The following is a 21,580-nucleotide window of genomic DNA, read 5'->3' on the forward strand; positions in this document are numbered from 1 at the left end:
GACGACGGCCGCTATCCAAACCCTTTTCCCGCGGTTTTCCGACGGACGAACTAGCATGGGGCTACACGGCGACGGGGAGCCCGCGGACACCGAGGAAGCGATCATGCAGGCGACCTACCGGGCGCTGTGCAACCACGGCTACACGAACCTGACGATGCAGGCGATCGCCGACGAGTTCGACAAGACGAAAGGCGTCCTGCACTACCACTACGACACCAAGGAGGGGCTGCTGGTCGCGTTCCTCGAGTACCTGCTCGACGCGTTCGAGCGGAGCATCGTCGTCGACGAGACGGTCCCGCCGGACGAGCGCCTCGAGGCACTGATCGATCGACTGCTGTTCGGTCCCCCGGAACGGACCGAGGTCGACCAGTGGGAACTCACGACGGCGATGCTCGAGATCCGATCGGAAGCGCCGCACAACGCCGAGTTCCGGCGACAGTGGGAGCGAAACTACGAGACCGTCGAGGCGACGGTGATCGCCATCGTCGAGGACGGCATCGAACAGGGCCTGTTCCGCGACGTCGATCCCGAACACGTCGCGACGCTCGTGTTGACGGCCATCAACGGCGCGCGGATCTACCAGGTAACCCTCCAGCGGGACGACGTGGCCGAGACTGCTCGTGCGAGTCTCGACTCGATCGTCCGCGACTGGCTGGAAGCGCCGGAACGCGACGAGGAGTGAACCGACCGGACGGCACACGCGACGGCATTCGGGGTGAAAGCGGCAGTTCCGACTGCCCAGACCAGTCACCGTCCGACACCGTCGCGACGAGGTCCCGTTTTCCCGGCTCCTGCGGCGCTTTACTCCAACATTGTAAAGATACTGCCAGTTCGAAAATACTTTCGTTAAGCAGCAGCTAGCGATAGCGTACGTGATCATGGCTGCTGTGAACCGGCGTCGAGACGACGATTCGACAGACTCCGTCCGAGCCAACGGGGAACACGCATGAGCGACGACTACTACGACCGTCTCGTCGACGAGGACGCGCTGGCCGCGTACCTCGAGGACGAACTCGGCGAGGCCGACGACTACGACGTGCGCCGTCACGAGGAAGGGCACTCGAACGAGACGCTGTTCGTCACGTGGGGCGACCGCGAACTGGTCGTCCGTCGGCCGCCGCCGGGCGAGACCGCCGACACGGCCCACGACGTCATTCGGGAGTACACCGTGATGAACGCGGTCGCGGACACCGACGTGCCCGTCCCCGACCCCGTTCTCGCGTGTGAGGACCACGACGTCATCGGCAGCGACTTCTACGTGATGGGTCGGCTCGAGGGCGACGTGCTCCGGGAGGCGGAACCCGACCGGTTCGCCGACCCCGCCCACCGCGAACGCATCGGCGAACAACTGGTCGACACGCTCGCGAAGATCCACCGCCTCGACTACGAGGAGATCGGTCTCGGCGAGTTCGGTCGCCCCGAGGGGTACACGCAGCGCCAGGTCGACCGCTGGGGCAAACAGCTGTCGTGGGCCTTCGAGGTCACCGAGGACGAACGGGAGGTGCCGGACCTCCACGAGGTCGGCGACTGGCTCCGGGAGAACGTCCCAGAGGACCACCCGCACACGCTCGTCCACGGCGACTACAAACTCGACAACGTCATGTTCGCGCCCGGGACGCCGCCGGAACTGAACGCCGTCTTCGACTGGGAGATGGCCACGCTCGGCGATCCCCGGGCCGATCTGGGCTGGATGCTCTCCTACTGGCGCGACGCCAAGGACCCCGACCCCGAACTGCCGGAACTCGTGACCCAGTTCATGGAACGCGAGGGGTATCCCACCCGCGTCGAACTCGTCTCCCGCTGGGAGGAGTTGACCGGCCTCGAGTTCGAACGCGAGCGGTTCTACCGCACGCTCGCGGTCTACAAGCTGGCGGGGCTGGGCGAGATGTTCTTCCGCCGGCACCTCGAGGGCAACGCCGACAACCCGCTGTACCCGAAGATGCGGGATCGGGTGCCGGCGTTGGCCGCGCGGGCGAAACGGATCATCGAGGGCGACGAACCGCTGTAGGAGCCGACATCCGGTTCAGGACGACACAGTTCCTTCCGGTTGCGTCACAGTACTCCTTCGCTCTCGAGAAAGTTGTATACGTCGACCAGAAAGTCACGGTAGCGCGAAAGGTCTTGCAGCGCCTCGAAGACGATTTCGTCGTTCCGACTCGGGAACCGAGTACTCGAGGTCGACGAGCAGTATCCGGGCGATATCGAGACACGCCTGCGTCATCGTTTCGAACCGGCGTTCGACGACATCTCGAAGTTCCCGATCGGCGACGTACGCGTCGAAATCGACCGCTTGCTTCGACGACAGAACCGCGAGATACTCCTCGATGTACTCCGCGATATCGACGATCCGGTCGACGCGGATCGACCGATCGGTCATGCTATCCCTCGAGATGGGCGTCGATCCGTTCGAGAACGGCGTCGAACCGATCTCCCGGGGACGCATCGTTTCGTTCGCCGAGTTCGCGCTCGAATCGATCGCGGTGATCCAGCAGGCGATCCGACGAGCCGACGAGGATGATCCCGTTGGTCGTCGCGTCGTACCCGACTCGAGGATCGAGATCGGAAAGAACGGAGAGGTCGATATCGTTTCGCTCGAGCGTCGTCGAGAGGGCGGTGGCCAGGGTGAGTCGAGCCTCGCCGACCTCGTCGACCGATCGGTCGAATTCGACAGCGATGTCGATATCACTGTGTGGATGCGTGTGGCCATCTACGGCGGACCCGAAAAGCACCGCGAGGCGGACGGGCTGGTCCCGAAGAACGCGCTCGACCGCGTCGCGATCGATAGCAGTGGCGTCGGTTCGGCCACTCATAACGACACATTCCCGTTGCGACCGCAAACCTGTTTCGGTGATCCAGGTACCAGCGTACACGGACCGACCATTACCGGCGCTTTCTCACAGCCCGAAACGCCGTACGACCTGAACAACCGAACACAACTCACTTAACATTGCTAATTCGTGTCGGTGGTATTAAGACCATCCTGGTTGTTCACCCGGGTATGTCACTCGACAGCATCGACCGCGTCGCGGTTCTGGGCGCGGGCAACATGGGACACGGGATCACCGAAGTCACCGCCATGGGCGGCTACGAGGTCACGATGCGGGACATCGAGGAGGACCTCGTCGCGGACGGCTACCAGGACATCGAGTGGAGCCTCCGGAAACTCGAGGAGAAAGAGCTAATCGAGGAGTCCGCCGACGACGTCCTCGATCGTATCGAGACGACCACCGACCTCGAGGAGGCCGTCAGGGACGCCGACCTCGTCATCGAGGCCGCGCCCGAGGACCTCGAACTGAAACACGACATCTTCAGCGACCTCGAGGAGTACACGACCGGCGACACGCTGCTGGCGACCAACACCTCGAGTCTGCCGATCACGGACATCGCGGAGGCCGTCGACACGCCCGAGCGCGTGCTCGGCCTGCACTTTTTCAATCCGCCGGTGAAGATGGACCTGGTCGAGGTCATCTACGGCGAGGAAACGGGCGACGAGGCGGCCGAAGCGGGCTACGAGTGGGTCGAATCCGTCGGCAAGACGCCCATCTACGTCCGCAAGGACGTCCGCGGCTTCGTCGTCAACACCATCGTCGGGCCGTTCAACGACGAACCGGCCTGGATGGTCTCGAACGACGAGACGACGATCCGAGAGGCCGACGCGACGATGGTCCACGAGCGGGGGTATCCGATGGGACCGTTCGAACTCTCGGACCTCACCGGCATCGACGTCGGCTACCACGTCCGGAAGGAAGGCGGCCGACCGATCCCGCCGATCACCGAGGAGAAAGTCGAGAACGAGGAGCTCGGCCAGAAGACCGGCAAGGGCTTCTACGACTACGAGGACGGCGACGGTGCCGACTACGGCCCCGACGACGTGGACGACTTCGACTGGCTCCGCGTCGAGGCCCGGATGATCAACCGCGCCGCGTTCCTCGTCGGCGAGGACGTCGCCACGCCCGAGGAGGTCGACACCGGCGTCCAACTGGGGCTGGGCTTCCCCGAGGGGATCTGCCGCCGCGCAGACAAGATCGGCCTCGACGAGGTGCTCGAGAAACTCGAGACCCTCCACGCGGGGACCGGATCCGACCGGTTCGAACCCCACCCGTACCTCGAGCGACTCGTCGAGGAGGGCAAGACCGGCGAGGACGCCGGCGAAGGGTTCTACGAGTACGACGGGGACGACGGCGACCTCGACGCCTACCACAACCTGAACGTCACGCTCGAGGACGAGGTCCTGCAGGTCGAACTCGACCGTCCCTCGCGGATGAACGCCCTCAACGGGGAACTGCTCGAGGAACTCGACGACCTCTTCTCGTCGGTCGACGTCGACGAGGTCCGCTGTGCGACCATCGAAGGGGCCGGCGACCGCGCGTTCTGTGCCGGTGCCGACGTCACCGACTTCTCGAGCGCCGAGCCGACCGACCTGATGGACGTGACGCCGACGTTCGAGACGATCAACGACTTCGATCGACCCGTCGTCGCGAAGATCGACGGCTTCTGTCTCGGCGGCGGTCTCGAACTCGCGCTGGCCTGTGATCTGCGGCTCGCGACCGAGCGCTCGGAGTTCGGCTCCCCGGAGATCAACCTCGGCCTCATCCCCGGTGGCGGCGGGACCCAGCGTCTCGTCCGCGTCCTCGGCGAGACCCGTGCGAAGGAACTGGTCTTCCGCGGCGAGCACATCGACGCCGAGCGCGCCGAGGAGTGGGGCCTGATCAACCGCGCCGTCTCCCGCGAGGAGTTCGACGACCTCGTCGAAGAGTGGGTCGACGACCTCGCCGGCGGCCCGCCGATCGGCCTCAAAGTCGCCAAGAAGGTCATGAACGAGGGCCAGGACGCCAGCATGGAGGCGGCCCTCGCGATGGAGAGCCAGGGCTTCGGCCTGCTCTCGAGCACCGAGGACGTGATGGAGGGCGCGATGGCCTTCGCCGAGGACCGCGAGCCCGAGTTCGAAGGCAAGTGAGATGACCGAAGACGAGGGGTGGCCCGGCTGGCAGTCGTTCGTCCAGCGCCACGGGTATCTCTCGTGGCTCGGAGTAGAGGTCGACCACCTCGAGGACGGACGGGCCGTCCTCGTCGTCGAACGCGATGCGGACTTCGAGAACCCCGTCGGATCGGACGGCTACGATCCGATCCACGGCGGGATCGTCGCGTCGCTGGTGGACACGGCCAGCGCGTTCGCGCTGCGAAGTACGTTCGCACAGCCGGAGGCCGTCGGGCTGACGACGACCGACCTCAACGTCTCGTATCTCCGCCCGGCGACGGGCGACCTCCGGGCCGAAGCCGAGGTGCTGCGGGTCGGCGGTTCGACGGGCGTGACCGACGTCAGCGTCGTCGGTGCGGACGGCGAGGCGGCCGTCGGGCGTACGACCTACCGACTGTTCCGCCCCGAGGGGAGCTAACGCGGCACCATCACTCGTCGGCTTCCTCGCGCAGGTCCTCGTAGATCCGCGGATCGGTGCGGAACTTGAGGACGTTGTGGATCGCGGAGTTGCGCAGGTTCGCGATCACGTCGCCGTGTTCCTTGTAGCAGTCGTGGATCCACCGCGAGACCTGCTGGCGATTGCGAAACATCATAATCGACTTCCACTGGTACTCGCCGTCCGAGAGGAAGAAAAACAGGGTGTGTTTGTCCTGTTCGATGTACTCCATGGCGTCCTGCCAGTTCTCGGCGAAATTCTCCGGGTTGAACTTGAACTCGAACAACGCGAAGATGTAGTAGTCCTCGTTCGGGATGATCGCCTCCCGGAAGACGCCCTCGTCGCGCATCCGGCGGATCGACTCGCTGACCGTCACGTGCGAGACGTCGATTCCGTACTGCGCCTCGAGGACGTCCGTCAGCTCCCGCGAGGAGAGCTGTGGGTCCTTGGACAGTTCACACAGGATCGCGATGTCGCGATCCTTGAAGTCCCAGTTCGGCGGTTCGTCCATACCCGAACATCCAGCCGGTATTACGTGTTCGTTTCGGTCACTCTTCGAGCGCCGAACCGACCCTCCTCGAGACCGAACCCCGTCCCGAGACGGACACCTACCGTCGGTCGAGGACACCCATCGACGTCACGGTCCGCTTGCCCTATCAGCAGCAATGGGGATGACGGACAGATTTAATATGTGTGAAAAATAACCGAGATGTTGAGGCGCGTTAACCAGGAGGATAAATGATGGACAACGATACTAACAGAAGTGGGGATAACTCGATCGAATCGAAGGGTGTCGACCGACGTCGCTTCCTTGCAGTCGCGGGAACGGGAGCGATGGCAACTACCGTCGCGGGCTGTCTCGACCTGAGCGGCGAGGGGGATGACGACGGCGAGATCACCATCGGCGTCCTGGCTCCGCTCGGTCAGGACCAGGGCCTCGGTGCCGAGAACTCCGCCGAGTTGGCCGTCGACGAGGTCAACGAGGACGGCGGCATCGACGGCAGAGACGTGACTCTCGAGGTCGTCGACACGCAGAGCGACCCCGGGACGACACAGAACGAAACCGAGCGCCTGATCGAGGAGAACAACGCGGATCTGCTCGTCGGGACGTTCTCCAGCGAGGCGACCCAGGGTGCGCTCGAGTCGATCGGCGACTACGGCATTCCGTTCATCATTACGGGTTCGGCGTCACCGACACTGACGCGTGACTACGCCGGTGACGATTACGAGCGGTACAAGAGCGTCTTCCGGAACGGCCCGATCAACTCGGACTACCAGGCCGAGGCGATGGGCGACTACGCGGAGTACCTGAACGAACGCCACGGCTGGGAGGAGTTCGCGTTCCTCGCGGACAACGCCTCCTGGACCGAGCCGTTCGCCCAGCAACTACCCGGCATTCTCGAGGACCGCGGCTTCGAGGTCGTCCTCGAGGACCGGCTCCAGCCCGGACTCGACGACTGGAGTTCGGTGATCGGCGAACTACAAAGCACCGATCCCGACGCTCTCTTCCGGTTTTTCGCGCACAACGTCGCGACCGAGCTGCTGGGTGCCTGGCACCAGGAAGAGCTCGATTTCGGCATCGAGGGGATCCACGTCGCCTCGATGACGCCGGACTTCTTCGACGCCATGCAAGGAGCCGCGAGCTTCGAGACGACGTCCCAGTCGGGTGCCGCCGGCGCTGCCCCCATCACCGAGAAGACCCAGGACTTCGTCGAGCGCTACCAGGAGGAGTTCGACAGCCCGGAACTCCCGATGTACATGGGGTTCAACACGTACGACGCGGTCTACGTCTACAAGAACGCCGTCGAGCGCGCCGGCACGACCGACTACGAGAACGATCTCGACGAGATCGTCGACGCGATGCTCGAGACGGACTTCACCGGGACGGCCGGCCAGATCGAGTTCTACGGCGAGGACCACGAGTACCCCCACGACGTCATGGAAGCCCGCGACGAGGACGACCGGATCTCGAACTTCCCGATCACCCAGTGGACCCCCGAGGGCGACATCGAGTGCGTCTATCCCGAGCAGCACCGTACAGCCGATCACCAGGCACCGCCGTGGATGGGATAAGGAATGCTGGATGCACTCCTCACAGTACTGGTCACCGGGGCGATCATCAGCGCCCTGTACGCGCTGATCGCCATCGGATTCACGATGATCTTCGGCGTCGGCGGGGTGTTGAACCTCGCGCACGGTGCCCTGATCATGGCCGGCAGCTACATGTTCTGGTACGTTCAACGCGGGCTCCTCGAGGACGTCCCGCTGAACTCGGTGATCGCCTTCCCGGTGACGATACTCGGTATCGCCGTCGCCTCGTACCTGCTGTACGTGCTGCTCGTCAGGTTCATCGAGGACGACGTCGTGATCACCTTCCTGGCGACGGTCGTCGTGGCGACGGCCTTCACCGAGGCCATGATCTGGGCGGTCGGTCAGAACCCCCAGCGGTTCACGATCATCGCGGAGGATCCGGGATTCGGGCCGCTCACACTGCCCGGAAGCGGCGTTTCGGTGCTCGGAACCTACGTCTCCTACACCGAGATGGCGGCGTTCGCCGCCTCGTGGATCGCGATCGGCCTGCTGTGGTACTACGTGAACAAGACCGACAGCGGCCGATCGATCCTCGCGACGTCGATGAGCGAACGCGGTGCCCGACTCACGGGCGTCGACGTCCGCGCCGTTCAGGCGCGTACGTGGTTCATCGCCGGCGCGCTCGCGGCGGTCGCTGGGGTCTTCCTCATCGGCACCGATACGTACGCGCTGACGCCGTTGATGTGGCTGAATCCGCTGGCGCTGGCGTTCATCATCGTCGTCATCGGCGGCATCGGGTCGATCAAGGGATCGATCCTCGCGGCGTACCTGATCGGCTACCTCGAGACCGTGGTCGTCTACGGGCCCGAGATCGGGCTCCCCGTACTCGACATGCTGGGCTCGAGTTTCCGCGGGATCTTCTCGTTGATCGTGCTCGTGATCGTCCTGCTCGTCCTGCCGGAAGGCATCTACGGGAGGGAGTTCGTCCATGATTGATACGACACGACAGATCGGCGGAACGGCACAACAGGTCATCCGGCGCGCCGGCGGAACCGTACACCGGTCGATCGTCGGCCCGATCGGACGCGGACTCGCTCGCGGACTCACACCGGTCGACCGGGCGTTCGACCCGCTGGCGGGCGCGTTCAATCGACGGTTCGGACCGTACGTGGGCACGTTGACCGGACTTCAGTTGTTCGCGTTGCTCGCGTCGCTGGTCGTCCTGCTCGCCGCGCCCGTGTGGACGCCGTTCCTGATCGGCAACTACATGCGAACGCTCGCGCTGGCGTCCATCTGGGCCATCTTCGCGATGGGCTGGGACATCCAGAGCGGCTACACCGGCTACATCAGCTTCGGTCACTCGGTGCTGTCCGGCGGCGCAGCCTACGCGACCGCACTGTTGATAACCCACGTCGACGCGGGACTGAGCCTGTGGGTGACGATTCCGCTGTCGGTTCTGGCTGCGGTCGTCATCGGCATCGTGATCGGCCTGCCGTCGTTGCGGCTCCACGGACCGTACTTCTCGCTGATCACGTTCGTCGCCGTGTTGCTGTTCTACCGGCTGACCTACGCGTTCCCGAGCCTGCTCGGGGGCGAAACCGGGTTCAGTCGCGGTATCGAGACGTGGTACACGGGTGCCGAGCCGATAGCCCGCTACTACGTGATGCTGTTCCCGATGCTGGGAATCGCGCTCCTGCTAACGATCATCGCGCGGTCGAACGTCGGGATGATCCTCGTGGCGATCCGCGAGAACGAGGCCGCCGTCTCGGCCGCCGGGCTCAACCCAACCAAGTTCAAGCTCTGGGCGTTCGCCATCAGTTCCTTCGTGATGGGGATCGGCGGCGTGATGCTGGCTCACTTCTACGGCAACGTCGACCCGACGACGTTCATCGTGGTCGACAACAGCATCGAGATGATCGCGATGGCAGTGATCGGCGGCATGAGTTCGATCATCGGCGCGCTGGGCGGTGCGTTCCTCTTCATCGTCTTGCGAGACGAGGTCCTCCACGGCCTCGGCCACGCTCGCTGGCTGGTGTTGTGGCTGCTCGTCCTCGCCGTGCTCGTGATCGCTCGAGACGGCCTGTTCCGACTTCTCTGGCACGCGCTGGGACGTATCGGAGGTGACGAGGAATGAGTCTGCTCGAGATCGACGGCCTGACCAAGCGGTTCGGCGGCCTCACCGCCGTCGACGACGTCTCGTTCGGCGTCGATCGCGGCGAGATCGTGGGCCTGATCGGCCCCAACGGCTCGGGCAAGTCCACCGTCTTCAACTGCATCATGAGCGTCTACGACGTCACCGACGGCGCGATCCGGTTCGACGGCGAGGAGATCACCGACGTGTCGACCCACGAGGTCGTCAACCGCGGGGTCGCCCGCGTCTCCCAGGAGTCGAACCCGATCGAGCGCTACTCCGTCGCCGGCAACATCAAGCTGTTCACCCTGCCGAACACCGTGCGGTCGTTCTACGGCGGGGCTGACGAACAGGAGATCTACGGCTACGCCGACCGCGTCGGCCTCGGGGACAAACTCGAGGAACAGCCCGACGAACTCCCACACGCCGACGTTCGACGGCTCGAGATCGCGAAGGCGCTGGCGACCGAACCCGAGGTGCTGTTGCTCGACGAGCCCTTCGCCGGGATGAACCAGGCCGAGATCTCGACCCTCGCCGAGCAGATCGAAGCCATGCGCGAGGAGGGAATGACCATGGTCGTCGTCGATCACAACATGAGCGGACTGATGTCACTGGTCGATCGAACCGTCGTCCTGCACAACGGCTCCAAACTGGCCGCCGGCCTGCCGGAGGAGATCGTCGAAGACGAGTCCGTCCAGGAAGCCTACCTGGCCGGGGAGGGGATCTAGATGAGCGGCGATCCACTCCTCGAGATCGAGGACGTCCACGTCTACTACGGGAAGTCCCACGCGTTGAGGGGCGTCTCCGAGACGATCCACGAGGGCGAGATCGTCGGCATCATCGGCCCCAACGGCGCAGGGAAGACGACGCTGTTGAACGCCATCGCCGGCTTCGTCGACTACGAGGGGACGATCCGGTTCAAGGGTCGGGACCTCAGAACGATGACCGAGCGGGAGGCCGTCGAGAACGGCCTCATCTACACCACCGAGGATCGGGATCTGTTCCCCTTCTTCTCCGTCCACGAGAACCTGCTGATGGGCGCGCAGTTCCGCGACGACCGCGAGGCCGTCGAGCGGGACCTCGAGATGGTCTACGACCTGTTCCCCCGACTGGACGAACGCCGCGACCAGGAAGCCGAGACGATGAGCGGCGGCGAACAGCAGATGCTCGCCATCGGCCGCGCGCTGATGGGCGACCCCGACCTGCTGATGCTCGACGAACCGACCATCGGCCTCGCGCCGGTGATCATCGAGGACATCGAGCGGGCGATCGAACGCCTCCACGACGAAGGGCTGACGATCTTCCTCGCGGAACAGAACTCTACGTTCGCGCTCAACCACGCCCAGCGGCTCTCCCTGCTCGAGACCGGTGAGGTGGAACTCTCCGGCAGCGTCGAGGAGTTCCGCGACGACGACTACATCCGCGAGGCCTACATCGGGGTCCACTGATTCGGAACCCCGTTCCGATTTTCTGGGGTAACGGAAACGGAGTGAGTGGATCGTGCCGAAACCGACGCTACAGGTGTGAGAGAGCATCAGCTAGGCGTCGATACTAGTGGCGAAAATCATCAGTTTCAGCACCAACTAAGCGGTGGTGTTAAGTTAGGAACGAGGCGGTCGAAGCTTCGGATGTCTACGGCCTTCTCGGTGGACTTCGTCAAGAAGGCTTCAGCTACCGCGTCCAATTACACGGCGATAGAAACCACGTTGAACGTATCGTTAGAGAAGTCCAACGACGAACCTCTTCGTTTTCAAACTGCGTTAGCCACGTCGATCCAGCCACCGCAGAAACCTGGCTCCAAGCCCACGCCGTCTGGTGGAATCATGCTTAAGTTAACACGACCAACTAAGCTAACCATCTTCGGTAGGTTTTGATCGATCTCGAGGTTCGTCTATCGTGTGTAATACTCACAATTTCACTAACCAGTTCTCCTGTTCGTCTCCAATACGTCGTAGAGAGACTCGATCGACTCGTGGAGAGGCCGAATCCACGCGATAGAGTGGGCAGAGTGATCGTCGAGTTCGCCACGCACTAATAGAGCGATCATCTCCCGCCGTCTGAACGATAAGCGTGAAACGGGCTAATACCGCGTAATTACCTCGGTACTGGTGGTGATTCGGCGTCGTCGATCGGTGAAGCCGCGAACTCGCAGTCCGACGCAAAAGCAACCAGCTATATTGTTTTAATAGAACAATATAACCGGCCGTTCCTCCTCCCTGGCCCGTCGGTCGGCCTCGAGACGGAAACGGTATTGTCGATCACATATCTATGCCTGGCATGCGATATACCCGGCACACATCCCATCCAACGAAGTAGGTCACGTGCGTCAGCGAACGCCGGTCGCTCGTGGAGCGAACGCAACGTCTGCGAAGGCGGAGGTATCGTCGGTGGCGTCGGTCGCCCGGCGATGGTCGGCCGAGGTGAACCGACGGCACGAACTCGTCTCGAGTGGTCGTCCCGTCGCGAATGGGACGCTGATGGCTCTATCGGAGACGCGACCGCCGTCGTCGGCGGCCCGAACCCCGCAGCGTTACGCCTTGCGTTTGATGAGGAACTTCATGTCGCCCTGGAAGACGACGGTGTCGTCCTGGTTCGTCATCTCGGTGTCGAGGACGACGATGCCCGCGTCGTCGTGGTCGACGTCCTTCGTCTCGGTGACCTCCATCTCGAGCGAGATGGTGTCGCCGATGTAGACGGGGTTGGGCAGGTCCATGTAGTTCATCCCGAGGAAGGCGTAGGCCGTGCGCTCGACGATTCCCGACCGGTAGACGAACCCCGTCGCGTGGACGAACGTCATCGGACCGTGTGCGATGCGACCGTCGAAAGGGCCGTCTTCCGCGTACTCCTCGTTGGTGTGCAGTTCCGTCCAGTCGCCCGACAGCGCCGAGTGCATCACGAAGTCGGCCTCGGTGACGGTCCGGCCGACGCTCTGGAACTCCTGGCCCTCCTCGAAGTCCTCGAAGTGGTGTGGCTCGTAACTGTATGCCATACGTGGACATCCCAATCGCGGCACAAATAAGTTACCTCGCTTCCGCCGTTCGGCGACGGAGCGGAGGATTGATAGGCGCGATACAGACCGGGACGCGTCGCTCCCCGGACCCGATCGCGGTCCGGCGTGGGGGTCGCTCGAGACGGTTAGCGGTGGTCGTAGACGCGCTTGACCTTCCCGACCTCCGTGCGTTCGATGCTCCCTGGTTCGACGAGGTCGAGTTCGTCCGGGGTGAACGAGAGCACGTTCTCCAGACGGGTGAGCACGCGATCGCGGAGTTCGGGACGGTCACCGTCGGCCCCGTCGTCCAGTTCGAGGGTCAACTCCAGCCTGTCGAGGGTGTCCTCGCGGTAGAGGTCGATCCGGTAGTGAGGGGCGATCTGGTCGAACTCGAGGACGACGTCCTCGATCTCGCTCGGGTAGAGGTTGACGCCGCGAACGATGATCAGGTCGTCCGCGCGGCCGGTGACGTTGTCCATCCGGACCATCGTGCGGCCACACTCGCACTCCTCGGAGGTGAGCGTGGTGAGGTCGCCGGTCCGGTACCGCAACACGGGCAACGCCTCCTTCGTGAGCGTCGTCAGGACGAGTTCCCCCTCCTCGCCTTCGGGCAGGGGTTCCCCGGTCTGGGGGTCGACCACCTCCGGATAGAAGTGGTCTTCCCAGATGTGGAGCCCCTCTTGAGCCTCGTGACACTCGTTGGAGACGCCGGGACCGATGATCTCCGAGAGGCCGTAGATGTCGATCCCGGTGACGTCCAGGCGCTCCTCGATCTCCTCGCGCATCGGATCGGTACACGGTTCGGCCCCGAAGATCACCGTCGAGACCGGTAGCTCCGAGACGTCGACGCCCATCTCCTCGGCCGTCTCCGCCAGGTACAGCGAGTACGACGGCGTACAGGAGAGCACGTCGCTCTCCAGGTCCTCGAGCAGTTCGACCTGGCGCTGGGTCTGTCCGCCGCCGATCGGGATGACCGTCGCACCTAGTTCCTCGATCCCGTAGTGGAGGCCGAGCCCGCCCGTGAACAGCCCGTAGCCGTACCCGTTCTGGACCGTATCGCCCGGCTCGACCCCGGAGGCGACGAGACACCGGGCGACGACCTCGCTCCAGACCTCGAGGTCGGATTCGGTATAGGAGACGATCTTCGGTTTCCCGGTGGTCCCCGACGACGCGTGGATGCGGCGGATCTCCTCGTCGTCGACGGCGAAGAGGCCGTCGGGGTACTCGTCGCGGAAGTCCTCCTTGGTCGTAAACGGCAGCTTCTGGATGTCGTCGACCGACTGGACGTCCGCCGGCGCGACGCCGGCCTCGTCGAGCGCCTCCCGGTAGAACGGGACGTTCTCGTAGGCGTGCTGGACCGTTTCGCGGAGCCGTTCGTTCTGCAGCTCCCGGATCTCGTCCCGCGGAGCTGTCTCTATCTGCTTATAACTCATCCTCACTCAACAATCCGTAATACCCCGATAAAAATCATGGGGTACGTGTACAGTGCACTGAGTACCACGGGAACCGAAACGAATCGGGGTGTCGGTCGAACGACCAGCGACGTCGGGACGCCGCTCGGTCAGTCCCCGTCGTTCCGGCCTGGGGCGTCCGTACCAGGTCGACAGAAGCCGGCGGAGACGACCGCGAGATACTCGAGTCGCCGGCGGTCGCTCGAGGCTTTAGGCCGGCCGCTGGGCCGGCGGGAGTCGAACCGTCTCGACGATCGGTTCGTCGAACGGGAGTCGCATTCGAAGGTCGTTACCGGCGCGTTCGATCGTCTCGAAGCCCATCCGGCGGTAGACGTGGATGGCACGCTCGTTGGCCGCGTCGACGTCGAGCACGAGCGCGTCACGGCCGTCGTCGGCGGCGTAGGCGATCACGTGCCGACAGAGTTCGGTCCCGATTCCGCGGTCGTGGTACGCGGGATCGACGAAGACGACGAACTGGGGTTCGAGACTCGAGCGTGGCGTGTAGGCCGCGTGGCCGACGACGGTTCCGTCGTGGCGGGCGACGACGTTGAAGCCGCGGTCGTGCAGGCGCTCGAGCCACGAGACGATGCGATCGCGAGTCGTCGGCGGGACTCCCATCGACCGATGTGGCTCGGGATACTCGTCGTACATCGAGACGAGGTCGTCGAACCGGTCCGATTCGAACGGTTCGATCAGGATCGGCGTGCCGCGTTTGTCGATGAAGCGGGGACACCGCGGGGGACAGTTCGTCGTCCCCTCACACCCCGCCGGATCCCAGGCCGGGCAGGTTGCGGACGTCATCTGTACGTGCAGGTTCGTCCCGCGATACGATGATTCCAGGCCCGCGTATCTACGGGCTTTATACGATCGGCGAGACGGTCCGCGCTGGCGGGGTCACTCCTCTGGACTGACGGTGACGACCGGCAACTCGCTGCTGAGGATGACCGACTGCGTGACGCTGCCGAAGATGACCTTGCCCGTCGGCGTCCGCCGACGACCCGACAGACAGATCATGTCCGCCCCGGTCTCGTCGGCGGCGCGGATCAGTTCGGGGGCCGGGTCCCCGCTCGTTTCGTAGTACTCGTAGTCGACGCCGTGGTCCTCGAGCGACGCCGCGACGCGTCGAACGGTCTCGAGTTGCTGGACCGGTTTCCCCTCCGGGTTCTCCTGGAACACGTGTGCGAGAATCGCCGTAATTTCGTCGCTCGCCGCCGGCAGCGACGTTATCGTCGACGCCTGTGCCCTCGCCCGATCCGTACTGGTGTCCAGACCGACAAGGATCCGATACATGGTCGATCAGTCGCCGTGCGAACGCATAACGCTCGACCGCTACGTATCCGGGTTTTAAGTAGGTGAGACGTGCCGAAGAACGGCGCATAGACCGGCCGAAAACCGGACATCGAGGCGAGACTGGACAAGTTCCCGGTTGGTTCTCGGTACGGAGTGGAACGGCCTCTCCCGCCCCAGGAATCCGATGGGAACGCCCGGCTATCCGAGTAGGTATCGGACGTTCTTGCCGGACACACATATAAAACCGCCATAAGACGGGGTCGATTTTTATAAGACGCTGTACGCTACTGAAGGTATGTCGCGAGATGGCATGCCACAGGGGAGTAGACGGTACGTTCTCAGAGCCGTGACTGCAGGTGGCGTCGCCGGCCTCTCGGGGGTCGCCGGCTGCGTCGGTCAACCGGAAGAGACGGACGGAGAGGACGGGGATCTCGACACGGTTCAGTTCGGCGTTCTGGAGCCGTTCACCGGTGAGTACAGCGATCTCGCCGAGGAACGACACCAGGGAACCGAACTCGCGATCAAACAGATCAACGAGAGCGACGAGTACGAGTTCACGATCGAGTACACCGACTACGACACCCAGCTCGATCCGGCGACGGCGACCCAGCGCGCCGAAGAGGCGGTCCAGTCAGACGGCGCGCAGTTTCTCACCGGATGCATCTCGAGTTCGTCGGCCCTCGCGATCAACGACTTCGCGCTCGAGAACGAGGTCGTCTACACGCCGGGTGCCGCGGACATCTCGATCACCGGCGAGGAGTGCAACGAGTACGTGTTCCGGTTCGAGACGAGTACTGCCCAGATCGCGGAGGTAATGGCCCAGTGGACCGCCGACGAACTCGGCGATCGAATCCTCTATCACATCGCGGACTACGCCTACGGGGAGTCGGTGCTCACCGAGGTCGAAACGCGCATGGAGTCGATCAGCGACGGCTACGAACGGGTCGACGTCACCCGATCGGACCAGGGATCGACCAACTTCGAGGCATTCATCAGTCAGCTCTCCGACGCGAGCGACGACGCCGACGCCCTCGTCGTCGGGATGACCGGGGCCGACCTCGCCATCTTCCTCTCGCAGGCGGCCGCACGCGGATTACAGGACGAGATCCCCATCGTCACCACGACGGGATCGTTCCAGGCCGTTCGGGCCGGCGCGGGCGACGGTGCGTACGACGTCTACAGCGGCGTTCGGTACGTTCCGGACCTCGAGACGGGCGACAACGAGGCGTTCGTCGACGCCTACGAGGCGGAGTACGGAGCGCTCCCGGACAACTTCTCGCGGGTGGGATACGAATCGATTCGGATGGTCGCGAACGGGATCAGGGAGGCCGGGTCCGGCGATCCGACGACGGTTCGAGAGACCCTCTCGGGGATGGAACACGAGACCATCTTCGGCCCGAACCGGTTCAGGGAGTGTGACCAGCAGGCACTGAACCCGGTCTGGATGGGCGAATGCGTCGAACCGGAGTCGGGCGAACTCGCCGACGTGGAACTGCTCACCGAACTCTCCGGCGAAGAGGCCGCCCCGGACTGTGCGGAGACCGGGTGTGAGCTGTAACTCATGTCCGTGAAACGATGATCGTCGGTTCGCTCCTCCAATCGCTGGTCGACGGGCTGACCGTCGGCGTCGTATACGTCCTGCTGGCCGCCGGACTCTCGGTCATCTTCGGGGTCATGAACGTGATCAACTTCGCCCACGGCGAACTGTTCGCGCTGGGGGCGTACTTCGCGCTGGCGCTCGTCGGTCCGCTCGGCGGCAACGGCTTCTTCGTCGCCTTGCTCGTCGCGCCGCTGGCTGTCGGCGTCGTCGGCGTCGCCATCGAGCGCTACACGGTGCAACCGCTGTACGGACGGAATCCGCTCTATCACATCCTGCTGACGTTCGGACTGGTGCTGGTGATTAACGACCTCATCTACCTCCTCTGGGGACCGGGATACGTCAGCCTCGTCGTGCCGACCGTTCTGACCGGAACCGTCGACGCGTTCGGACTCAGTGCGAGCGTCTACAACGTGTTCATCGTCGTCTTCGGCGCTGCAACGGCGCTCGCCGTCTGGGCGATGCTCGAATATACGAAGTACGGCCTGATCGTCCGCGCCGGCTCGCAGGATCGACAGATGGTCCGCACCCTCGGGATCGACATCGATCGGTACTACTCGCTGGTCTTCGGCGTCGGCGCGGCCCTGGCCGCGGTGGCGGGGATCATCCTCGGCGGCTACCAGACCGTCAGTCCGGAGATGGGGATGGGAGTCATCATCCCGGCGTTCGTCATCGTCGTGCTCGGCGGGCTCGGCAGCTTCAAGGGTGCCGTCGTCGGCGGGCTACTCGTCGGGATCATCCAGACGCTCGTGCGGACGTACGTCCCGTTCCTCGAGGGGTTGGTGATCGTCCTGTTGATGATCGCCGTGCTCCTGGTGCGACCCCACGGGCTGTTCGGGACCGAAGCACCGGAGAGCGAGGACGACGGCGACCTCCTCGCCGGCACCGAGGGCGGCATCCTCGATCCGACGACGCGAACGTACCTCGGGATCGGGATGGTCGGGCTGGCGGCGCTCGTGCCGCTCGGTGCCGGCACGCTGTACTCGACGTACGTCGTCACGCTCGTGATCGAGGTCCTCATCTGGGGGCTGTTCGCCCTCAGCCTGGATTTCGTCATGGGATACACCGGGCTGGTCTCGCTGGGTCACGCGCTGTTCTACGCGCTCGGTGCGTACGCCGTCGCGCTCGTGTTGTTACACGTGACCCAGTCCGCGGTCGTCGCGATCGCCCTCGCGATCCTCGTCAGCGCGGCGATCGCGTGGGTCGTCGGCTACCTCTCGATCCGCGTCTCCGGCGTCTACTTCGCGATGATCACGCTCGCGTTCGCCGAGTTGTTCTACACCATGCTCCGCCGGCTCGAGATCACCGGCGGCTCCGAGGGGCTGTTCGGCCTCTCGACGTACTACGGGATCGCCGGCCTGGGGATCTCCCTCGACGACGTCGCGATCTTCGTCGGTCCCGTCGAGCTCACCGGCCAGGCGCTGTTCTACTACGTCGCGCTCGCGGCGCTGGTCGCGGCGTTCCTGCTCACCCGGCGGATGCTCGAGTCGCCGTTCGGCGCGGTGCTGAAGTCGATCCGCGAGAACGAGCAGCGGGCCACGTTCATCGGCTACGAGACGACCCGCTACAAGCGACGGGCGTTCGTCGTCAGCGGCGCGCTGGCGGGCCTCGCCGGCGGCCTGTTCACGCTCAACGCCGGCTACGCGACGCCGTCGTTCGGCTACTGGCTCCACTCCGGCGAGGTGATCGTCATGGTCATTCTCGGCGGCATGGGGACGCTGTACGGGCCGATCATCGGCTCGGGGGTGTTCTTCGGGCTCGAGGAGCTCCTCACCGGGTTCACCGAGCGCTGGCGGCTCGTCCTCGGGACGATCTTCGTCCTGTTCGTCATCTTCCTGCCGCGTGGCCTGGTCTCGCTGCCGGCCCAACTCGCACCGTACGTGGGCGGCTCCGGACCGGGTCCGGAGCCTGCGCCCGACGAATCGCACGTTCGAGGTGACGATTGATGGCTATGGAATCCCCAGCACGAGCACAGCAGGCGACCGGCGAAACGATCCTCCGAACCGAGGGGCTGGTCAAGAAGTTCGGCCAGTTCATCGCGACGGACCACGTCGAGATCGCGGTCGACCGCGGCGAGTTCCGGAGCATCATCGGTCCGAACGGCGCGGGGAAGACTACGCTGTTCAACCTGATCACCGGTGCGTTACCGGTCACGGAAGGAGCGATCTACTTCGACGGCGAGGAGATCACCTCGCTGTCGCCCGCCGAACGGGTCCGTCGTGGGATCGGCCGTTCGTTCCAGATCTCCAATATCTTCGGCGGACTCACCGTTCGCGAAAACGTCCGTCTGGCCGCGCAGTCGATGGATCGGGACCGGTACAGCTTCGCCGAGTCGTTGTTCAAGCCGACCGATCGATACGACCGGATGAACGAGCGGACCGACGACGTGCTCTCGCGGATCGGCCTCCGGGACGTCGCCGACGAACGGGCCGACGCGCTCGCGTACGGCGACAAGCGACGTCTCGAGATCGGCGTCGTACTGGCGACCGATCCCGACCTGGTGCTGTTCGACGAACCCACCGCCGGGATGAGTGCCGAGGAAACGCACGCGACGATCGACCTGATCGAGGGGGTGCTCGTCGATCAGACGCTGTTGCTCATCGAACACGACATCGAACTCGTGATGGAACTCTCGGACCGTATCACGGTGTTGAACCGCGGCGAGGTCCTCGCCGAGGGGACGCCCGAGGAGATCGCCGCGGACCAGGACGTCCAGGACGCCTACCTCGGGGGGATGACCGAATGAGCGCCGAACCGCTGCTGTCGGTCGAGTCGGTCGACGCCGGATACGGCGAGACGCAGGTGCTGCACGACCTCTCGCTGTCGGTCGGCGAGGGCGAAATCGTCTCGCTCGTCGGGCGCAACGGGGCGGGGAAGACGACCACGTTGCGGACCATCATGGGCATCATCCAGCCCCGGAGCGGCCGCGTGACATACCGCGGCGAGGACGTCGGTGGGCTGGACGCGACGAAGACGGCCCAGCGCGGGATCGCGCTCGTTCCGGAAGAGCGGCGGATCTTCCCCGAACTCACGGTCACGGAGAACCTCGAGATCGCAGCGCACGGCGGCGCGCCGGAGGCCGACTCGCTGTCGGTCGGCGAGGCGCTGGCGATGTTCGAGAACCTGCAGGACCGCGCCGGAAACGCCGGGTCGTCGCTGTCGGGGGGCGAACAGCAGATGCTCGCGATCGCCCGTGCGCTGGTCGGCGGGGCCGACCTCGTGCTCCTGGACGAACCGACCGAGGGGTTGGCACCCTATATCGTCCAGGACGTCATGGAGATCGTCGCGGAACTCAACGAGCAGGGAATCACCGTGTTGCTCGTCGAGCAGAACGTCCACGTCTGTCTGGAACTCGCCGACCGTAACTACGTCATCAACCAGGGAGAGATCGTCTACGAAGGGACGTCGGCGGAGCTGGAGGCCGACGAGGAGATCCTCGACGAGTACCTCGGCGTCACGGCCTGAGTCGGGCTGTATCGGTTCCAGCCGATCTGGGTATTCGACCGTTCGGCCGATCGAGATCAGGGCTTGTAGACCCGCCCGCGAAAGGTCGCGACTCGCCGGTCCGTCTCGTCGGTGACCCGTACCTCGTACTCCGCGGTGCGGCCGGCGTCGTGGCTCTCCTCGGCCGTCGCGGTGAGGACGGTCCCGACCTCGACGGCCTCCAGGTACGAGATGTTCGTCTCGAGCGCGACCGCCGTCTCCCCGCGGGAGTTCGACGCGGCGGCGAAGGCCGCGTCGGCCAGCGAGTAGATCGCGCCGCCGTGGGGCGTCCCGTGGAAGTTCGTCAACGCCTCGGTGATCTCGAGGCGGGTCGTCGCGGCTCCCGGATCGAGCGCGACGAGTTCGATTCCGAGCGTCTCGCAGTAGGTGTCGCTCTCGATCCGTTCCCTGACGGCCCTCGTATCTGTCATGTGCTAGCTCACCGATAGCGGGCGTAAAGTATCTAGCGGAACCGGAACCCGCTTAGCCGAAGATCTGCTGAAACAGCGCGTGTTCGCCCCGGCGCAGGCGCTCGAGGAACGCGGACTTGCTGATGTCGAGTTCGGCGGCCACCTCGTCGGTCGACACCGCGCGTGGAATCTCGAAGTAGCCCATCTCGAGGGCCGTCCGGAGACACTCCTCCTGGGCGGGCGTCAGGTCCCACCGCTGACTCGGCACCTCCTGGGCCTCCGACTGGAGGGGATAGATCCGCTCGAGTTGGACGCCGACGGTGTCGCCGGCGGCTTCCATGACCCCCTTGAGGACGTCACGACCGACGACGGCCCCGAAAATTTTCGCGACGCCGTCCCGATAGCGGAGCGTCTCGATGATGAGTCCGTCGTCGATCAGTCGGTGGACGACGCAGGGGTGTTTCGAGAGACAGCGGTACCGGTAGCGCCCGTCACTCTTCGAGACGTGCAGGTACGAGATGCGATCGTCCTCGTCGAGGACCGTCGTGAGCCGCTCACTCCGGGCCGAACTGAACTGTAGGAGGTCGTACCCGTCGCTACGTCGCTGGGGCGGCTGGGCGTCGACCTCTACGTCGACCGCGCCGGTGGCCTCCGCGAGCGGGCAATCGTCGTTCTGCACGCGAAATTCCACCGCGAGACACTCCTCGATCATACGAGGGCGGTACGTCGGTCACGTATAAAAAACCGCGTTATATGGCGGTGAACTGCTAAGGCCGTTACCACC

At 64.5% G+C, this 21,580-nt stretch carries 22 protein-coding genes and 1 pseudogene; 14 read left to right on the forward strand and 9 right to left on the reverse strand.

The genetic code is table 11. From position 1 onward, the window contains the following. Window positions 1-55 precede the first annotated feature (55 nt). Together TX79_RS12945 and TX79_RS12950 are read left to right on the forward strand one after the other, a co-directional pair. Window positions 56-682 (forward strand): TetR/AcrR family transcriptional regulator, encoded by a 627-nt coding sequence (locus TX79_RS12945; RefSeq protein ID WP_049927852.1) that lies wholly within the window; start codon window positions 56-58, stop codon window positions 680-682. A gap of 264 nt (window positions 683-946) precedes the next feature. After that, on the forward strand, window positions 947-2,008 hold the full coding sequence (locus TX79_RS12950) for a phosphotransferase family protein (RefSeq protein WP_049927854.1): 1,062 nt from the start codon (window positions 947-949) through the stop codon (window positions 2,006-2,008). Window positions 2,009-2,101: 93 nt separating this feature from the next. Here the strand turns inward: TX79_RS12950 and TX79_RS12955 are convergent, their stop codons facing one another. Together TX79_RS12955 and mntA are read right to left on the reverse strand one after the other, a co-directional pair. After that, a complete protein-coding gene (locus TX79_RS12955) occupies window positions 2,102-2,377 on the reverse strand; it encodes a HepT-like ribonuclease domain-containing protein (protein WP_049927855.1) in 276 nt (91 codons plus the stop codon). A 1-nt stretch (window position 2,378) separates the two neighbouring features. Beyond that, window positions 2,379-2,810 (reverse strand): type VII toxin-antitoxin system MntA family adenylyltransferase antitoxin, encoded by a 432-nt coding sequence (mntA, locus tag TX79_RS12960; protein WP_049927856.1) that lies wholly within the window; start codon window positions 2,808-2,810, stop codon window positions 2,379-2,381. Between the two features lie 188 nt (window positions 2,811-2,998). Here mntA and TX79_RS12965 point away from each other — a divergent pair, with 188 nt between their 5' ends. Next, window positions 2,999-4,957 (forward strand): 3-hydroxyacyl-CoA dehydrogenase/enoyl-CoA hydratase family protein, encoded by a 1,959-nt coding sequence (locus tag TX79_RS12965; RefSeq protein ID WP_049927857.1) that lies wholly within the window; start codon window positions 2,999-3,001, stop codon window positions 4,955-4,957. Between the two features lies 1 nt (window position 4,958). Then, complete coding sequence (locus TX79_RS12970) at window positions 4,959-5,396, forward strand: PaaI family thioesterase (RefSeq protein WP_049927858.1); 438 nt, start codon at window positions 4,959-4,961, stop codon at window positions 5,394-5,396. Window positions 5,397-5,406: 10 nt separating this feature from the next. Here the strand turns inward: TX79_RS12970 and TX79_RS12975 are convergent, their stop codons facing one another. Continuing rightward, window positions 5,407-5,925 (reverse strand): Lrp/AsnC family transcriptional regulator, encoded by a 519-nt coding sequence (locus tag TX79_RS12975; RefSeq protein WP_049927859.1) that lies wholly within the window; start codon window positions 5,923-5,925, stop codon window positions 5,407-5,409. A gap of 323 nt (window positions 5,926-6,248) precedes the next feature. On the opposite strand from TX79_RS12975, the gene TX79_RS12980 reads away from it, so the two are divergent. The 6 genes and pseudogenes from TX79_RS12980 to TX79_RS19880 all read left to right on the forward strand — a co-directional run. Further along, a complete protein-coding gene (locus tag TX79_RS12980) occupies window positions 6,249-7,487 on the forward strand; it encodes an ABC transporter substrate-binding protein (RefSeq protein ID WP_230198576.1) in 1,239 nt (412 codons plus the stop codon). A 3-nt stretch (window positions 7,488-7,490) separates the two neighbouring features. Further along, complete coding sequence (locus tag TX79_RS12985) at window positions 7,491-8,441, forward strand: branched-chain amino acid ABC transporter permease (RefSeq protein ID WP_049927861.1); 951 nt, start codon at window positions 7,491-7,493, stop codon at window positions 8,439-8,441. Continuing rightward, window positions 8,434-9,579 carry a branched-chain amino acid ABC transporter permease gene (locus TX79_RS12990; protein WP_049927862.1) on the forward strand — a complete coding sequence of 382 codons (1,146 nt, stop codon included), beginning with the start codon at window positions 8,434-8,436 and terminating at the stop codon, window positions 9,577-9,579. Before TX79_RS12985 ends, TX79_RS12990 begins: the two co-directional genes overlap by 8 nt. Next, on the forward strand, window positions 9,576-10,304 hold the full coding sequence (locus TX79_RS12995; protein ID WP_049927863.1) for an ABC transporter ATP-binding protein: 729 nt from the start codon (window positions 9,576-9,578) through the stop codon (window positions 10,302-10,304). Before TX79_RS12990 ends, TX79_RS12995 begins: the two co-directional genes overlap by 4 nt. Beyond that, window positions 10,305-11,024, forward strand: a complete 720-nt coding sequence (locus TX79_RS13000; RefSeq protein ID WP_049927864.1) for an ABC transporter ATP-binding protein — start codon at window positions 10,305-10,307, stop codon at window positions 11,022-11,024. A 233-nt stretch (window positions 11,025-11,257) separates the two neighbouring features. After that, window positions 11,258-11,407 (forward strand): annotated as a pseudogene (locus TX79_RS19880) (IS6 family transposase); the annotation flags it as partial. Between the two features lie 699 nt (window positions 11,408-12,106). Here TX79_RS19880 and TX79_RS13005 read toward each other — a convergent pair. From TX79_RS13005 to TX79_RS13020, 4 genes are all read right to left on the reverse strand, one after another. Beyond that, a complete protein-coding gene (locus TX79_RS13005) occupies window positions 12,107-12,565 on the reverse strand; it encodes a MaoC family dehydratase (protein WP_049927865.1) in 459 nt (152 codons plus the stop codon). Between the two features lie 146 nt (window positions 12,566-12,711). Further along, the gene (gene paaK, locus TX79_RS13010) at window positions 12,712-13,998 is read right to left on the reverse strand and encodes a phenylacetate--CoA ligase PaaK (RefSeq protein ID WP_049927866.1); all 1,287 of its coding nucleotides are present in this window, start codon (window positions 13,996-13,998) and stop codon (window positions 12,712-12,714) included. A 228-nt stretch (window positions 13,999-14,226) separates the two neighbouring features. After that, window positions 14,227-14,817, reverse strand: a complete 591-nt coding sequence (locus TX79_RS13015; RefSeq protein WP_049927867.1) for a GNAT family N-acetyltransferase — start codon at window positions 14,815-14,817, stop codon at window positions 14,227-14,229. Window positions 14,818-14,910: 93 nt separating this feature from the next. After that, window positions 14,911-15,306 (reverse strand): universal stress protein, encoded by a 396-nt coding sequence (locus tag TX79_RS13020; RefSeq protein ID WP_049927868.1) that lies wholly within the window; start codon window positions 15,304-15,306, stop codon window positions 14,911-14,913. Between the two features lie 295 nt (window positions 15,307-15,601). Here TX79_RS13020 and TX79_RS13025 point away from each other — a divergent pair, with 295 nt between their 5' ends. The 4 genes from TX79_RS13025 to TX79_RS13040 are packed head-to-tail and all read left to right on the forward strand — an operon-like array spanning window position 15,602 to window position 20,368. Further along, window positions 15,602-16,864, forward strand: a complete 1,263-nt coding sequence (locus tag TX79_RS13025) for an ABC transporter substrate-binding protein (RefSeq protein WP_049927870.1) — start codon at window positions 15,602-15,604, stop codon at window positions 16,862-16,864. 20 nt (window positions 16,865-16,884) lie between these two features. Continuing rightward, a complete protein-coding gene (locus tag TX79_RS13030) occupies window positions 16,885-18,849 on the forward strand; it encodes an ABC transporter permease (protein WP_049928397.1) in 1,965 nt (654 codons plus the stop codon). Continuing rightward, complete coding sequence (locus TX79_RS13035) at window positions 18,849-19,649, forward strand: ABC transporter ATP-binding protein (RefSeq protein WP_049927871.1); 801 nt, start codon at window positions 18,849-18,851, stop codon at window positions 19,647-19,649. Before TX79_RS13030 ends, TX79_RS13035 begins: the two co-directional genes overlap by 1 nt. Then, on the forward strand, window positions 19,646-20,368 hold the full coding sequence (locus TX79_RS13040; protein ID WP_049927872.1) for an ABC transporter ATP-binding protein: 723 nt from the start codon (window positions 19,646-19,648) through the stop codon (window positions 20,366-20,368). The genes TX79_RS13035 and TX79_RS13040 overlap by 4 nt, the downstream gene beginning before the upstream one ends. Window positions 20,369-20,424: 56 nt before the next feature. Here the strand turns inward: TX79_RS13040 and paaI are convergent, their stop codons facing one another. Together paaI and TX79_RS13050 are read right to left on the reverse strand one after the other, a co-directional pair. Next, entirely contained in the window at window positions 20,425-20,817 is a 393-nt protein-coding gene (gene paaI, locus TX79_RS13045) for a hydroxyphenylacetyl-CoA thioesterase PaaI (protein ID WP_049927873.1), read from the reverse strand. Window positions 20,818-20,869: 52 nt separating this feature from the next. Next, window positions 20,870-21,508: a helix-turn-helix domain-containing protein gene (locus TX79_RS13050; protein ID WP_049927874.1), complete on the reverse strand. Its 639-nt coding sequence runs from the start codon at window positions 21,506-21,508 to the stop codon at window positions 20,870-20,872. Window positions 21,509-21,580: the final 72 nt, after the last annotated feature.

This window comes from Halopiger goleimassiliensis, assembly GCF_000455345.1.
In the GTDB taxonomy this organism is placed as follows: Archaea; Halobacteriota; Halobacteria; order Halobacteriales; family Natrialbaceae; genus Halopiger_A; species Halopiger_A goleimassiliensis.